The following is a 14,530-nucleotide window of genomic DNA, read 5'->3' on the forward strand; positions in this document are numbered from 1 at the left end:
GTCCGACGGCCTAATTTGAGGTCAGCGTTATAGCAGCGCGCGCCTCAGGCTCAAGCCGGGGTCTGAGCCCCAAGAGCGGTGCCACGCGCCCGATCAGTTCAGCGGCAACCGGAACAGCAGTCCAGCCTGCGGTGCGGCGCTTTTCGCCATAGGCGACAATCGAGGGCTCATCCAGCGTGACGATCAGCACATATTTCGGATCATAAGCCGGGAAGATGGTGGCGAAAGTGGCGATAACCTTGTCGTCGTAATACCCGCCGCGTGGCTTGGGCTTGTCGGCAGTGCCGGTCTTGCCGGCTACGTCATAGCCTTTGACATCCCCAAAGCTGGCGGTGCCATCCGTGACCACTTTGCGCAGCATATTCTGCGCTTGTTTGGCCGTGTTTTCGGACATCACGCGTGGGCCGTATTGCGGACCATTGCGGCGCAGGATGGTCGGGCTGACATAGTGCCCGCCATTGGCAACCGCAGCGTACCCAGCGGCCAGATGCATTGGGCTGGTCGACAAGCCGTGGCCATAGGAGATGGTCACAGTGCTCAACTCGCCCCATTTCTTGGGCTTGAGAGGCTGACCGCCTTTGGCTTCGACGATTTCAAATGGGGTTGGGTCGAACATTCCCAATGCGTTCAGGAAGTCCTGCTGCCGCTTGGCCCCAATTTGCAAGGCCAGGCGACCGGTGCCCCGGTTTGAGCTATGGACGATCACATCGGCCACGCTGATCTCGCCATAGTTCTTGCCGTTGAATTCGCCGATCGGGAAACGCCCGATTTTCATCGGGCCGGATGTGTCGATGATCGTGTTCGAATTGACCAGACCCAACTGAACGGCCTGTGCGGCGGTGAAGATTTTGAAGACTGAGCCCAACTCATACACACCCTGCACATAGCGGTTAAACAACGGGCTGTCCGAGGGGTCAAAGCCCGACGTCGGCGGGCGTGGACGATCATTGGGGTCGAATGACGGCAGTGAAGCGGCCGAGACAACCTCACCCGTATGGGCGTTCATCAGTACCGCCGATGCCCCCTTTGCATTCATGATCTTCATGCCACCATAGAGCACTTGTTCAACGGCTGCCTGAACGGTCAGGTCCAGCGACAGTTGCAGGGGTTTGTTGCCATTGGCCGGATCGCGCAGATAATCGTCGAATTGTTTTTCGACGCCCGCAACGCCGATCACTTCAGCTGCACTGACACCTTCACGACCAAATCCCGAGCCACCCAGAATGTGCGCCGCCAGCCGGCCATTGGGATATAGCCGCATTTCACGTGGTCCGAACAGGATACCTGGATCACCAATGTCATGCACGGCCTGCTTCTGCTCGGGCGAGATGCGTTTCTTGATCCATAGGAACTTACGCTTGCCGGTGAAGTCCTTGACCAGCCGCTCTTTTTCGAGATCGGGAAAAATCGCCACCAATTGATCCGCGGCGGCAATCGGGTCAATCATCAGCGGCGGCTGGGCGTAGACGGAATAGGTGTCGAGATTGGTCGCGAGAATGCGTCCCTCGCGATCAACTATGTTCGCGCGTTGCATCGCGATGGTAGCACCCGGCGCACTGGCCAGTGGTTCCTGTGCTTCAGACGTGGCCAAAACGCCCATGCGGAAACCCACCACCGAGAAAGCGCAGAAGAAGAACAGACCCAATACCAGCAGGCGGCCTTCGGCGCGCGCACGGGCGCGGTCTTTCATGTCTTCGTGACGTTTGCGAATATTCTCCCGCTCGATCGTCTTCGGGTTCTCGCCCTTGGCACGGGCGTCGAGGATTCGGGCCAGCGGACGGAGCGGTGTTCGGGTCATGGGAACTGCACCTCACCAAGTGCCTGCGTCTCGGCAATCGCCTGCAGTTCAAGCGGGTCGACTATGGGCAGGTCCGGATCTTCACCATAAGAAATCTGGTCCGCGCGGCCAAACTGTTCAGCGCGCAGAGGCAGCAGCCCGAGACGCTCGAAATTCAGGTCTGCTAGTTCACGTAGACGATCCGGCCGGTTCAGATAGGCCCATTCAGCGTTCAGCACCGCCAGTCGTGCCTGCGCCATACCGATCTGGCCCTGCAATGACTGAGTTTCCTTCACCACCTGTTGGGTGCGGTAGTTTTCCTGATAGGCCCAGAGCGCCAGCCCAAAGACAGAAAGGGCCGTCAACATATACAAAATACTCTTCATCTTGCCCTTCCCCCCAGTTCCGGCATCCCGATGGCCCGAGCCTCAATTTCACCCGCCGGAGCATCTGTACGAATGGCGACACGCAACTTAGCCGAGCGTGCGCGTGGATTTTCCCGCAGCTCCTGCTCATCCGGTCCTACTGCTTTACGGGTTTTGAGGGTGAATTGCGGCTGTTCCTGCGCCATCTCGGGTGCATAGCGGTTCGCGCGGCCTGTCTTGCCCGCGCGCGATTGGAAGAACCGCTTGACCATCCGGTCCTCAATAGAATGGAAAGTGACCACAGCCAGTTGCCCGCCCGGCTTCAAAGCGCGTTCTGCTGCCATAAGACCTTGAAACAGCTCTTCATATTCCGCATTCACAGCAATCCGCAGTCCTTGAAAGCTGCGCGTCGCCGGGTGCGACTGACCGGGTTTCGGGCGCGGCACGCAGGATTCGATAATCTCGACCAACCGCAAGGTCGTTGTGATCGGTTCATCGGTCCGTGCCTTCACGATGGCTTTGGCAATGCGACGGCTGGCGCGTTCTTCACCGAAATGAAACAGGATGTCGGCCAGTTGCGCCTCGGATGCCGTATTCACCAGATCAGCGGCACTCTCACCCTCTTGGCTCATGCGCATGTCGAGCGGGCCGTCTTTCATGAAGGAGAAGCCACGTTCTGCCTGATCCAATTGCATTGAAGAAACACCGAGGTCCAACACGACGCCGTCCAGATTTTGCGCATATTCATCCATGCGCGAAAACACACCCTGCTGCATCACCAACCGATCACCGTATTTACTGGCCCAATCCGCGGCCATTTCAAAGGCCAGTGGATCGCGATCCACACCAATAACCTTCTCGGCCCCGACTTCGAGCAGACCGCGCGTGTATCCACCTGCACCAAAGGTTCCGTCCAGCCAAATGCCGGACACAGGCGCCACTGCAGCCAGCAACGGGCGTAGTAAAACAGGGATGTGAGGTTTGTCCGATGAGCTTTGAGCGCCGGCCATGCCGTCACCCGTCCCCAATGCCGTCGAGATACTGCATCGGATCGAAATCCTCTGGCAGATCGTCAAGCCATTCCTCGGTCGTGGCCAGTTCCTCGGCCTCGTATGTCTCGGGCTTCCAGATCTGAAAGGTATCACCAGCGGCGATAAAGAATGCCTCGTTCTCAAGATCGATCTTGTTACGCAACTTGGCGGGCAGAACCAGACGGCCAGTTTCGTCCACATTGGTCGGAAAGGACTGACCGTGGAACATCCGCTGCAGCATCCGACGCTGCATCGAGCCACGCGGCAGCGCGTCGATCTTGGCATCTACCTCGTCGATCGCTTCCATCGTATAGCATTCAAGGTATTTGCGGCGGTGGTCGCCATAAACGATCACAAGCTCAGGATTGTCACCGGGCTGCCAGTTGGGATCGGACGCTTCAAGCACACGGCGAAACGAGGCCGGGATCGAGACCCTGCCTTTCGCATCCACCTTATGGTGGCTTTCACCTCTAAACCTGCGCGCCAAGACGACTGTCCCTTTCGCTTGCGCCCCACCTCAAAATTCACGTTCCCCCCGGATGAAAAACGGCGGGTTGATCTGCTGCCACTGATCAACCCGCCGCATTGACCCGCTTTGCGGGATGTCCAGCTGCGCGCGCCACCTGGGGGGATGTCTGCTCGCCCGCGCGCCGGATCTGTTGATTGATGAAAGCGAGATGCCTGTATGAAACCTGTTTTTGTATTTTTGGTTCGGGGTCGTTTGGTGCCCCTTAACTGTCCTCGCCCTCATCGGGTAAACAAGGGATGCCATGGGAAATCATGGAAATCAACAGGAATTTTGCAAGAAGAGAACTGATTCTGGCTTCAGAGTAAGGTTAAAGCAATCGAAATCAGGGTTAAATGCACCATAAATTGTGATTTTTGTATCCGCCAACACCACATATGCGCAACCCAGCGTTGAAAAATTTTTTCCCACGAATTCCCATTAAACTTCCTAATTGGCGATAAATCCGGTGCAAGCCCCCATGAAATCCAACCAAACAGGACGAATCGCGATCGCTTAGGAGGCCATTCCCATAGTCGACCCATGCTTTCCCATGGCACCGTCACACCACGAGCCGGATCAGAGGCGAACAGCTCTACCCCCTCTTGATCTGACACAACATGCCCAAACAAATGCCAATCCCGCTTAAGGGATAAGCACCTTTAATCACGGCACCTGAACTGGTAAAAAGCCAACCGCATGCGAAAACCTATATTTTAAAGGCAATTATTGGGGTAGCCCGGTTTATCCCGACAATCCATGCGTTTGCTGCATAGCAGCATTGACGGCGCGAGCTATTGTGCAATCGCAGCATTTGCCTATCTTCAGTCTCAAGCAAGCGCCGGACGATGCCGGCAGCAACAAGAATGAACGGATGATGAAGATGGCAGTCGCAAGCACACAAACAGGTCTGAAAGGCGCTCCAGTATTTGGAGTCGCAGCACTGATTGAAACCGTAAAGACCCGCGTTGCGCGCTACCGCCTGTACCGCCAGACGGTAAACGAACTGTCGGCACTGTCGGATCGCGAGCTGGCCGATCTGGGCCTGCACCGTTCGATGATCCGTCGACTGGCCCAGCAGGCCACCGAAGAGCAAATCGCGCAGTAAGCGCGACACAGATACTGAGATCAGGCCCATCCTCCTCCCTTTTGGGTCTGTAATCAGCGGCAACGTCTCTCCTCCTCCCTGACGTTGCCGCACCTAATACCGGCCCTGACTGCCGGAAGCCGATACATCGGGGCTCTCCTCCTCCCTGCCTCGATGTTGAAAGCGCGCGGCGACGCCTTCCTCCTCCCTGACGTCGCCGCGTCTTCCTCATACCGGGATCAAACCCGGGCTCGGATACATCGGGGCTTCCTCCTCCCTGCCTTGATGTAGAAAAGAACGGCGGTTCCCCTCCTCCCTGGGAACCGCCGTTTTTCGTTTTTTGGCGCACAAGATGTAAGCTGGGGCTGTGAACGATTTTCAGGAGTGTCCCATGGCCGCCTATTTCATCGCCCAGATTTCCATTCATGACCCGGATGGATACCAGAAATACCTTGAAGGCTTCATGCCGATCTTTGACCGGCATGGCGGGCGCCTGCTGACCATATCCTCAAAGCCCGTTGAAGTGATCGAAGGCAGTTGGGCAGAAGACGGGATCGTGCTGATGGAGTTTCCGGACATGGCTGCCGCAAACGCGTGGAAGGACGATCCGGACTATGTTGAGCTGGCCAAGATCAGGCAACAAACGGCGACAGCGAATCTGGTGCTGGTCGAAGGGCTGTAAGCGTCAGAACGGCACGTCATCCTTCGCGGTCAGAAAGCGCGAGACGACCTTTTTCGTTCCGGCCTTGTCAAAATCGACCTCAACCTTGTCGCCCTCGATGCCGATTACTGCCCCATAACCGAACTTCTGGTGAAACACCCGCTCACCCAGAGTAAAGCTGGCGACCGCTGTGGCGTCGATCACCGTGTTCCGGCTTTCTTTCGGTTGAGACATTCCATACTGTCCCTGCCGCGCCTGCATCCGTTTCCATCCCGGCGAGTTATAGACATTCGCCTCGGCCGCGCGGGTTTCGATCCCGGTAGTGGTCTGACCACCACCATACAGACCTGGCGGCGTCAGCACTTCCACATGATCTTCGGGTAACTCATCAATGAACCGGGACGGCATCGAGTTCTGCCATTGTCCGAACACCCGTCGGTTGGCTGCAAATGAAATCGTACAGACCTCTTCTGCCCGGGTGATGCCGACATAGGCCAGCCTCCGTTCTTCTTCGAGGCCTTTGAGACCGGATTCGTCCATCGAACGCTGCGAGGGGAATAACCCATCCTCCCAACCCGGTAGGAACACGGCGGGGAATTCCAAGCCCTTCGCCGCGTGCAGGGTCATGATCGAGACCTTGGCCCCGTCGCTGTCCTGTTCGTTGTCCATCACCAAACTGACATGCTCCAGAAACCCTTGCAGGTTCTCGAAATTGTCCAACTGATTGACCAGTTCTTTAAGGTTTTCCAACCGCCCCGGCGCCTCGGGTGTCTTTTCGTTCTGCCAATGGGCGGTATAGCCGGATTCGTCTAACACGATCTGTGCCAGTTCGATATGCGTGTGCTCGGGTTCGCCATAGCGGATGGGTGAGACGCCATCGTCAATGACCGTCTCATCATCGACCTCGATCCGAGGCCCGCGCGTCATCGCATTCCACCGCGCCAGCCCGTCGATCAATTCGCGCAGCGCCTTGGCCCCTTTGCCTTTGATCAGAGCATTGTCGACCGCGATCCGCGCGCCCTCGACCAAGGACACGCCGTTTTCCCGCGCAACTATCTGAATCGTCTGTTGCGCCTTGTCGCCGAGGCCGCGTTTGGGTGTGTTCACGATCCGCTCAAAGGCGAGATCATCCTCGGGGCTGACCACCAGCCGGAAATAGGCCATGGCATCGCGAATCTCCATACGCTCATAGAACCGAGGGCCGCCGATCACCTTGTAAGGCAGACCGATGGTCAGAAACCGATCCTCAAACGCCCGCATCTGGTGCGAGGCACGCACAAGGATGGCCATTTCATCCAGGTTCATCGGCCGCACGCCCCGTGTTCCGCCCTGCATGGCGTCGATTTCCTCGCCGATCCAGCGCGCCTCTTCTTCGCCATCCCAATGGCCGATCAGACGAACTTTTTCGCCTTCTTCGCGGTCGGTCCAAAGTTCTTTACCCAAGCGGCTTTCATTGCCACGAATGACGTTGGACGCAGCGGCCAGAATATGCGGGGTTGAACGGTAGTTCTGCTCCAACCGCACCACGAATGCGCCGGGAAAATCCTTCTCAAACCGCAGGATGTTGCCCACCTCGGCCCCACGCCAGCCATAGATCGACTGGTCGTCATCGCCAACACAGCAGATATTCTTGTGTCCACCGGCCAGCAGGCGCAACCAGAGATATTGGGCGACGTTGGTGTCCTGATACTCGTCCACAAGGATGTAGCGGAACCAGCGCTGGTATTGCTCCAGCACGTCCGGATGGGTCTGGAAAATCGTGACCATGTGCAGCAGCAGGTCGCCGAAATCCACCGCGTTCAGCTCGCGCAGGCGAGTCTGGTATTGGGCATAGAGTTCGATGCCCTTGTGATTATAGGCCCCTGCATCTGCGGCGGGCACCTTGTCGGGCGTCAGAGCGCGGTTTTTCCAATCGTCGATGATTCCGGCTAGCATCCGCGCGGGCCAGCGTTTGTCGTCAATATTGGCGGCCTGCGTCAGCTGTTTCAGCAACCTCTTCTGATCATCCGTATCCAGAATGGTAAAGTTCGACTTTAGCCCGACCAGTTCCGTATGGCGGCGCAGCAGCTTGACACAAATCGCATGAAAAGTGCCCAACCAAGGCATTCCCTCTGCCGGTCGACCCAGCATCCGGCCCACGCGCTCCTTCATCTCGCGCGCGGCCTTGTTGGTGAAGGTGACCGCCAGAATCTCATTCTCGCGCACGCGGTGGGTTCTAAGCAGATGCGTGATCCGCGCGGTCAGCGCTTTGGTCTTGCCTGTTCCCGCACCCGCCAGCATCAACACCGGACCATCCAGCCGCTCAACAGCTTCGCGCTGCGCCGGATTGAGATCATTGAGATACTCTGCCGAGGGCACAGGCATCGCCCGCGCCGACAGTGAGGCGCCCTCGAAGGCGTCCATTTCATCAAAACTGCTCATGAATTCAAACTACGCTGGATGCGCGCCAAGGGAAAGGGTTTGTTCACGCCTTGTTCACAAGGATTTTTGCAGCCACATCCACTAAATTCTAAACAATCACCCACCGTCGTTAACCCCCTGTCAAACCTTGGCAATGATGCTTGGTCCAATGCAGTGGGAGTGCGGAATATGAAATTGAACGGTCGGCAACCGCTTGGCCATCGCCTGAAATGGGCGGGAATCACCATTCTGCTTATAGTGCTTGCTGCGACCGCGGGATGGAGCATTTATGCGCTGCCCGCTCCGGTCGTAGACCGTATGCTCAGAACCGATATTCTTAAACAGGCCGAGCTTTGGAAGCGCCGGGTTGTGTTGCATCTAGAGGATCCAGAAAACGCCCTGCGCACAGGGCAAATCGATCATCATGATGCCGAGTTTCTTTCGACAATGCCCGAGGCTTCGGATGTTTATCGCTTCAAACTATTCGACACGTCCGGGCGGGTGGTCTGGTCGACCCGCCCCGAGGAAATCGGTACCTCGGAACCGCGAAACTTTTTTCGCAGTGACGTGGCGCGAGGCATGACACACTACATTCAGGAAACTGTTCCTTTATCCGAGATTGACGGGCTTGATCTGCACACGGGAAACACCAGCAACACCACCCAGCATCACGTGGCTGAGGTGTTCATGCCGGTCACCAAGAACGGCCGCTTCATAGGCGCGATCGAGTTCTTTACGGATTTTACCGACCTGCGCAGTACATTCGTTTACCGATTGCGGGTTTCTCTGGCCATTCTAAGCGGGATTGCCCTGTTTGCGTTGAGTGCGGTGAGTCTGGTGACCTATCGCACCAACCGGTATCAGCTTCAGTCGCTGAAAAACAGGTCAGACAAGGAACGCGAGCTAATGGATGATCAACTGCGCCTCGCGCGCGAGGTGCGCCTGCTGGGTGAGTTGAATGAATGGCTGCAATCCAGCCGGTCATTGGATGAGCTCTTCGATATGGTATCGCGTTTCATGACCCACATTCTGCCTGAGGCCGAGGGCAGCGTATATGTCTACTCAAACTCGCGCGATGTGCTGGATGGCTGTGCCAGCTGGAATGGTGGCTCGCACAAAGCCCACATTCATCCCGAGGGGTGCTGGGGTCTGCGACGTGGACGGACTTATGAATTCGGTGCCTCCGAGGTCGATTTTGTCTGCGAACATGCCGAACCTCATGACGGGCGGCCCTATTTCTGCTTTCCCATTCTTGCGCATGGCGAGACAGTGGGTTTGCTGCATCTGCGCGCTCACGAAGGCAGCGGAGAGGCGTTCCATGACAGCAAGAAGCTGGCACAGCTGTGTGCAGAGCAAATCAGCATGGCCATCGCGAATGTCAGAATGCGGGATCAGTTGCATGATCAGTCCGTCCGCGATCCGCTGACCGGATTGTTCAATCGCCGCCACATGACTGAGACATTGCGAAAAGCCATCAGTCGCAGTCAGCAAACCGGCTCTCCGCTGAGCCTGATCGCGGTGGACGTGGATCATTTCAAAAAGTTTAACGATACGCATGGACATGACGCAGGTGACATGGTGCTGCGCGCGGTTGGATCGGCCCTTGAAACTGGGTGTGATCGGGATGAAGTGGCCTGCCGGATCGGCGGCGAGGAATTCATGCTGATCCTACCGGACAATACGCCGGATGATGCGATGACCCGTGCGGAACAGATCCGGCAGGCGGTCGAAGCGATCACGGTTCGGTACGGCGAGAAATCACTGCCGCGCATCACCATCTCAGTTGGGGTTGCACATTATCCGACCCACGGTGTGATGCCGCAGGATCTGATGCGTGTTGCTGATGATGCGCTGTATGCGGCAAAGGACAAAGGTCGCAATCAGGTGCAGGTTGGAAAATCCAATCAGACCGTCACGGACATTGCCGACCGAAAAAGGCCGGTGGCTTCAGGTTCCTCGACCTCTCTTGCTAAGCCTTGAGCCCATGCCAGTCATTGCCTGCTTGCGACCGGCATGGCGTCTAGGACTTCGTTGATCTGGAAATCTTGGCCCTGTGCGCTTCCGAATCACTCGGATTGAGACGGATTTCAGAAGTGAAATCCACAGCCCTAAGCACTTAGGGCACAGAAAATCTGACATCATAGATACAGTATTTGATGCTGCGGCGCAGCGCGTGTAAAGAAAAGCGGTAATAGGCGGCGATTGCGAGCGTTAACATGCCGGTTCTACCCAGAACTACATATGTACGTGGCTGTATTGTCCGCCTATTCACAAGGCCACACCTAGTAAAGACCGGGACCTGCAATGACAGACTTCAAGAAAATCCTGATCGCCAACCGCGGCGAGATTGCCATTCGCGTGATGCGCGCTGCCAACGAGATGGGCAAACGGACCGTCGCGGTTTTTGCCGAGGAAGACAAGTTGGGGCTGCATCGTTTCAAGGCGGATGAGGCATATCGTATTGGTGCGGATCTGGGACCGGTCGCGGCCTATCTGTCGATCGACGAGATTATCCGAGTGGCTAAGGAATGTGGTGCGGATGCAATCCATCCCGGTTACGGCTTGCTGTCCGAGAACCCGGATTTCGTAGATGCCTGTGTTCAAAATGGCATTACCTTTATTGGTCCCAAGGCCGAAACCATGCGCGCATTGGGCGATAAGGCCAGCGCCCGGAAAGTGGCGATTGCGGCTGACGTTCCAGTCATCCCGGCAACTGAAGTATTGGGCGACGACATGGCCGCCATCAAAACTGAAGCGGCCGAGATTGGATACCCATTGATGCTGAAAGCCAGCTGGGGCGGCGGCGGGCGCGGAATGCGTCCGATCCTGTCCGAAGATGAGCTGGAAGAGAAGGTTCTGGAAGGTCGTCGCGAGGCCGAAGCGGCGTTTGGCAATGGCGAGGGTTATCTGGAGAAGATGATCACCCGCGCCCGCCATGTCGAGGTTCAGATTCTCGGCGACAAGCATGGTGAGATCTATCACCTCTATGAACGTGACTGCTCGGTCCAGCGCCGCAACCAGAAAGTCGTTGAACGCGCCCCTGCCCCTTACCTGACCGATGAACAGCGCGCCGAAATATGCGAGCTGGGCCGCCGCATCTGCGCCCATGTGAACTATGAATGCGCGGGCACGGTTGAATTCCTGATGGATATGAACACCGGTAAGTTCTACTTCATCGAGGTCAATCCGCGCGTGCAAGTCGAGCACACTGTCACCGAAGAGGTAACGGGCATCGACATCGTGCAGGCACAAATCCTGATTGCCGAGGGCAAGACGCTGGCTGAGGCTACCGGCAAAACCAGCCAGGACGAGATCCGCCTGAACGGTCACGCCCTGCAAACCCGTGTGACTACCGAAGACCCGCTGAACAACTTCATCCCCGACTATGGCCGCATCACCGCCTATCGCTCGGCCACCGGCATGGGCATCCGTCTGGACGGCGGCACCGCTTATGCGGGCGGGGTGATCACTCGGTTTTACGATTCATTGCTGACCAAGGTCACCGCCTGGGCGCCTACCCCCGAGAAAGCGATCGCCCGGATGGACCGCGCCCTGCGCGAATTCCGGGTGCGTGGCGTTTCCACCAACATCGCTTTTGTCGAGAACCTGCTGAAGCACCCGACCTTCCTGTCGAATGAATACACGACCAAGTTCATCGATGAGACACCGGATCTGTTTCAGTTCAAGAAGCGTCGCGACCGCGGCACCAAGGTTCTGAACTATATCGCGGACATCACCGTGAACGGGCATCCCGAAACCAAGGATCGCCCCGAACCACGCGCCGACCTGAAAGAGGCCAAGCCCCCCGCGCCCAAGGCCGAGCCCCAAATGGGCACACGCAACCTGCTGGAGCAAAAAGGCCCGCAGGCGGTTGCCGACTGGATGAAGGCGCAGCGGCAACTGCTGATCACTGACACCACCATGCGTGACGGGCACCAGTCCCTGCTGGCCACCCGGATGCGCTCGATCGACATGATCAAGGTGGCGCCAAGTTATGCGGCGAATCTCCCCCAGTTGTTCAGCGTTGAATGTTGGGGTGGCGCGACGTTTGATGTGGCCTATCGCTTCCTACAGGAATGCCCGTGGCAGCGTCTGCGCGACCTGCGCGAGGCAATGCCGAACCTGATGACCCAGATGTTGCTGCGTGGTGCAAACGGGGTTGGCTATACAAACTACCCCGACAATGTGGTGCAGGAGTTCGTGCGGCAAGCCTCGCAGAATATCGATGTGTTCCGCGTTTTCGACTCGCTGAACTGGGTCGAGAACATGCGCGTCGCCATGGATGCAGTGATCGAGAACGGTAAGATCTGTGAAGGTACAGTCTGTTATACCGGTGATATCCTCGACCCGGATCGCGCCAAGTATGACCTGAAATATTATGTTGGTATGGCAAAAGAGCTGCGCGATGCAGGCGCACATGTTCTTGGCCTGAAAGACATGGCGGGCTTGTTGAAACCAGCCTCGGCACGCATTCTGATCCGCGCGCTTAAGGAAGAGGTCGGCCTGCCGATCCACTTCCACACCCACGACACTGCCGGTATCGCCAGCGCCACCATTCTTGCGGCCTCTGAGGCGGGCGTGGACGCGGTGGATTGCGCGATGGACAGCTTCTCCGGCAACACCAGCCAAGCAACGTTGGGCACCGTGGTCGAAGCGCTGCGCCATACCGAGCGTGACACCGGGCTGGACATCAAGGCCATCCGCGAGATCAGCGACTATTTCGAGGCCGTTCGGGGCCAATACGCGGCCTTCGAATCCAGCCTGCAAGCCCCGGCCTCCGAGGTCTATCTGCACGAAATGCCCGGCGGTCAGTTTACCAACCTAAAGGCACAAGCGCGTTCGCTGGGTCTGGAGGAGCGTTGGCACGAGGTCGCCCAGATGTACGCTGATGTGAACCAGATGTTCGGTGATATCGTCAAGGTGACTCCGTCGTCCAAAGTGGTCGGTGACATGGCACTAATGATGGTAAGTCAGAACATGACGCGCGAACAAGTCGAAGACCCTGACACCGACGTCGCCTTCCCCGACTCGGTCGTGGACATGATGCGCGGCAATCTGGGTCAACCTCCGGGCGGGTTCCCTAACACGATCATCACCAAGGTACTAAAAGACGAAGTACCGAATACGGAACGCCCCGGCAAAAATGTCGAGGCCGTCGATCTGGAAGCCACCCGCGCCGATCTGTCCAAACAGCTTGAAGGCAAAGAGGTCGATGACGAGGACCTGAACGGCTATCTGATGTATCCCAAGGTGTTCCTGGATTACATGGGCCGCCACCGGACCTATGGCCCGGTCCGTACCCTGCCCACGCGCACCTTCTTCTACGGCATGGAACCCGGCGAAGAAATTACTGCCGAGATTGACCCCGGCAAAACGCTGGAAATTCGCTGTCAGGCCATCGGCGAGACCGACGAAAACGGCGAAGTACGCGTGTTCTTTGAACTCAATGGCCAGCCACGTGTGATCCGCGTGCCGAACCGGATGGTCAAAGCCACTACCGCGCAGCGGCCCAAAGCCGAATTTGGGAATCCCGACCATATTGGCGCGCCGATGCCGGGCGTTGTGGCCACCGTTGCCGTCTCGGCAGGTCAAGAAGTACACGAAGGCGATCTGCTGCTGACCATCGAAGCGATGAAGATGGAAACCGGCATCCACGCCGAGCGAGACGCAACGGTCAAGGCCGTCCACGTCCAACCTGGCGGCCAGATTGACGCCAAGGACCTGCTGGTCGAACTGGAATAAGCCAGTTATCACATTGGGGCATACAGGGCCGCGCAGTTCTCTGCGCGGCCTTTTCGATATCAGGAGCTGTCATGCTGTCCATCACCCCGATCTACGCTGCACTGATTGCATTTCTGTTCATTGCGCTCAGCGTGAACGTCATCCTGCAGCGTCGCAAAGGTAAAATCTCGGTCGGAGACCACGGCGACAAGGCCATGATCAAAGCCATGCGGACGCAGGCCAACTGTGCCGAATATGCTCCTTTCGCATTGCTGCTGATCGCCATGGTTGAGTTGCAGGGCGCTGAAGCATGGCTTGTTAATCTGCTGGGTCTGATGTTGCTGGCCGGACGGCTGTCGCACGCCTACGGCTTCGGAAAGACGCCACAAACAATCATCTTGCGACAGATCGGAATGTTACTGACATTCTCGGCGATTTTAGTCGCGGCCAGCGCGGGTCTTATTCTGGTGCTTTGAAGCACCTGATCGCTGCTATCCGATAGGATCGTGCCAACCAGGCTGAGCGCCGCTAAATCGGTGCGAGACTTCGGATTCCATGCGCTCGCTGTCAAATTTCGAAACCATGATCACTAGAATGATCATGACACCCAACGCTATGGCTTTCAAATCTGAGACATCGATCATCATAACACCTTCCCGCGCAACTTATTTTGCTTTCCATTTGCTCTTGAACGCGTGAGGGGAAGGCATTCCGTCGAAATAATTTTCCAACGGCCCCATTTTCCTCTTGCAGCCACGTGTGGGAATTAATACATCCCTCCTCACTCAACGGCGCGGGCGTAGCTCAGGGGTAGAGCATAACCTTGCCAAGGTTAGGGTCGGGCGTTCGAATCGCCTCGCCCGCTCCATTGAGAGGTCTTCGGACCGACATAAGTATCTGATGCGGGCGTAGCTCAGGGGTAGAGCATAACCTTGCCAAGGTTAGGGTCGGGCGTTCGAATCGCCTCGCCCGCTCCAGATACC

General features: G+C 57.2%; 11 protein-coding genes and 2 tRNA genes. 7 read left to right on the plus strand and 6 right to left on the minus strand.

Annotated features, from left to right (window positions below; genetic code table 11):
- Window positions 1-10: 10 nt before the first annotated feature.
- The 4 genes from ACR3EJ_RS16200 to mraZ are packed head-to-tail and all read right to left on the minus strand — an operon-like array spanning window position 11 to window position 3,660.
- Entirely contained in the window at window positions 11-1,798 is a 1,788-nt protein-coding gene (locus ACR3EJ_RS16200; protein WP_170476974.1) for a peptidoglycan D,D-transpeptidase FtsI family protein, read from the minus strand.
- The gene (gene ftsL / locus ACR3EJ_RS16205; RefSeq protein WP_170476976.1) at window positions 1,795-2,163 is read right to left on the minus strand and encodes a cell division protein FtsL; all 369 of its coding nucleotides are present in this window, start codon (window positions 2,161-2,163) and stop codon (window positions 1,795-1,797) included. Before ftsL ends, ACR3EJ_RS16200 begins: the two co-directional genes overlap by 4 nt.
- Entirely contained in the window at window positions 2,160-3,152 is a 993-nt protein-coding gene (rsmH, locus tag ACR3EJ_RS16210) for a 16S rRNA (cytosine(1402)-N(4))-methyltransferase RsmH (protein WP_170543607.1), read from the minus strand. Before rsmH ends, ftsL begins: the two co-directional genes overlap by 4 nt.
- A 4-nt stretch (window positions 3,153-3,156) precedes the next feature.
- Window positions 3,157-3,660, minus strand: a complete 504-nt coding sequence (mraZ, locus tag ACR3EJ_RS16215) for a division/cell wall cluster transcriptional repressor MraZ (protein ID WP_170543605.1) — start codon at window positions 3,658-3,660, stop codon at window positions 3,157-3,159.
- A gap of 901 nt (window positions 3,661-4,561) precedes the next feature.
- On the opposite strand from mraZ, the gene ACR3EJ_RS16220 reads away from it, so the two are divergent.
- Together ACR3EJ_RS16220 and ACR3EJ_RS16225 are read left to right on the plus strand one after the other, a co-directional pair.
- Window positions 4,562-4,786 carry a DUF1127 domain-containing protein gene (locus ACR3EJ_RS16220; RefSeq protein ID WP_170543603.1) on the plus strand — a complete coding sequence of 75 codons (225 nt, stop codon included), beginning with the start codon at window positions 4,562-4,564 and terminating at the stop codon, window positions 4,784-4,786.
- A gap of 370 nt (window positions 4,787-5,156) precedes the next feature.
- Window positions 5,157-5,447 carry a DUF1330 domain-containing protein gene (locus ACR3EJ_RS16225; protein WP_010442602.1) on the plus strand — a complete coding sequence of 97 codons (291 nt, stop codon included), beginning with the start codon at window positions 5,157-5,159 and terminating at the stop codon, window positions 5,445-5,447.
- A 3-nt stretch (window positions 5,448-5,450) separates the two neighbouring features.
- On the opposite strand, the gene ACR3EJ_RS16230 is transcribed toward ACR3EJ_RS16225, so the two are convergent.
- Window positions 5,451-7,847, minus strand: a complete 2,397-nt coding sequence (locus ACR3EJ_RS16230; protein WP_170543601.1) for a UvrD-helicase domain-containing protein — start codon at window positions 7,845-7,847, stop codon at window positions 5,451-5,453.
- Window positions 7,848-8,015: 168 nt separating this feature from the next.
- Between ACR3EJ_RS16230 and ACR3EJ_RS16235 the strand changes: the two genes are divergently transcribed.
- From ACR3EJ_RS16235 to ACR3EJ_RS16245, 3 genes are all read left to right on the plus strand, one after another.
- Window positions 8,016-9,806 (plus strand): sensor domain-containing diguanylate cyclase, encoded by a 1,791-nt coding sequence (locus ACR3EJ_RS16235; RefSeq protein WP_480423131.1) that lies wholly within the window; start codon window positions 8,016-8,018, stop codon window positions 9,804-9,806.
- Between the two features lie 324 nt (window positions 9,807-10,130).
- Window positions 10,131-13,568 (plus strand): pyruvate carboxylase, encoded by a 3,438-nt coding sequence (locus tag ACR3EJ_RS16240; protein ID WP_170543598.1) that lies wholly within the window; start codon window positions 10,131-10,133, stop codon window positions 13,566-13,568.
- A gap of 71 nt (window positions 13,569-13,639) precedes the next feature.
- Window positions 13,640-14,023, plus strand: coding sequence for an MAPEG family protein (locus ACR3EJ_RS16245; RefSeq protein ID WP_170543597.1), 384 nt, complete (start codon window positions 13,640-13,642; stop codon window positions 14,021-14,023).
- 15 nt (window positions 14,024-14,038) lie between these two features.
- Here the strand turns inward: ACR3EJ_RS16245 and ACR3EJ_RS16250 are convergent, their stop codons facing one another.
- Window positions 14,039-14,194: a hypothetical protein gene (locus ACR3EJ_RS16250; protein ID WP_170543596.1), complete on the minus strand. Its 156-nt coding sequence runs from the start codon at window positions 14,192-14,194 to the stop codon at window positions 14,039-14,041.
- A 146-nt stretch (window positions 14,195-14,340) separates the two neighbouring features.
- On the opposite strand from ACR3EJ_RS16250, the gene ACR3EJ_RS16255 reads away from it, so the two are divergent.
- Window positions 14,341-14,415 (plus strand) — tRNA-Gly (locus tag ACR3EJ_RS16255).
- Window positions 14,416-14,449: 34 nt separating this feature from the next.
- Window positions 14,450-14,524 (plus strand) — tRNA-Gly (locus ACR3EJ_RS16260).
- The last annotated feature ends 6 nt before the right edge of the window (window positions 14,525-14,530 follow it).

It is taken from the genome of Ruegeria sp. AB11 (assembly GCF_056536325.1).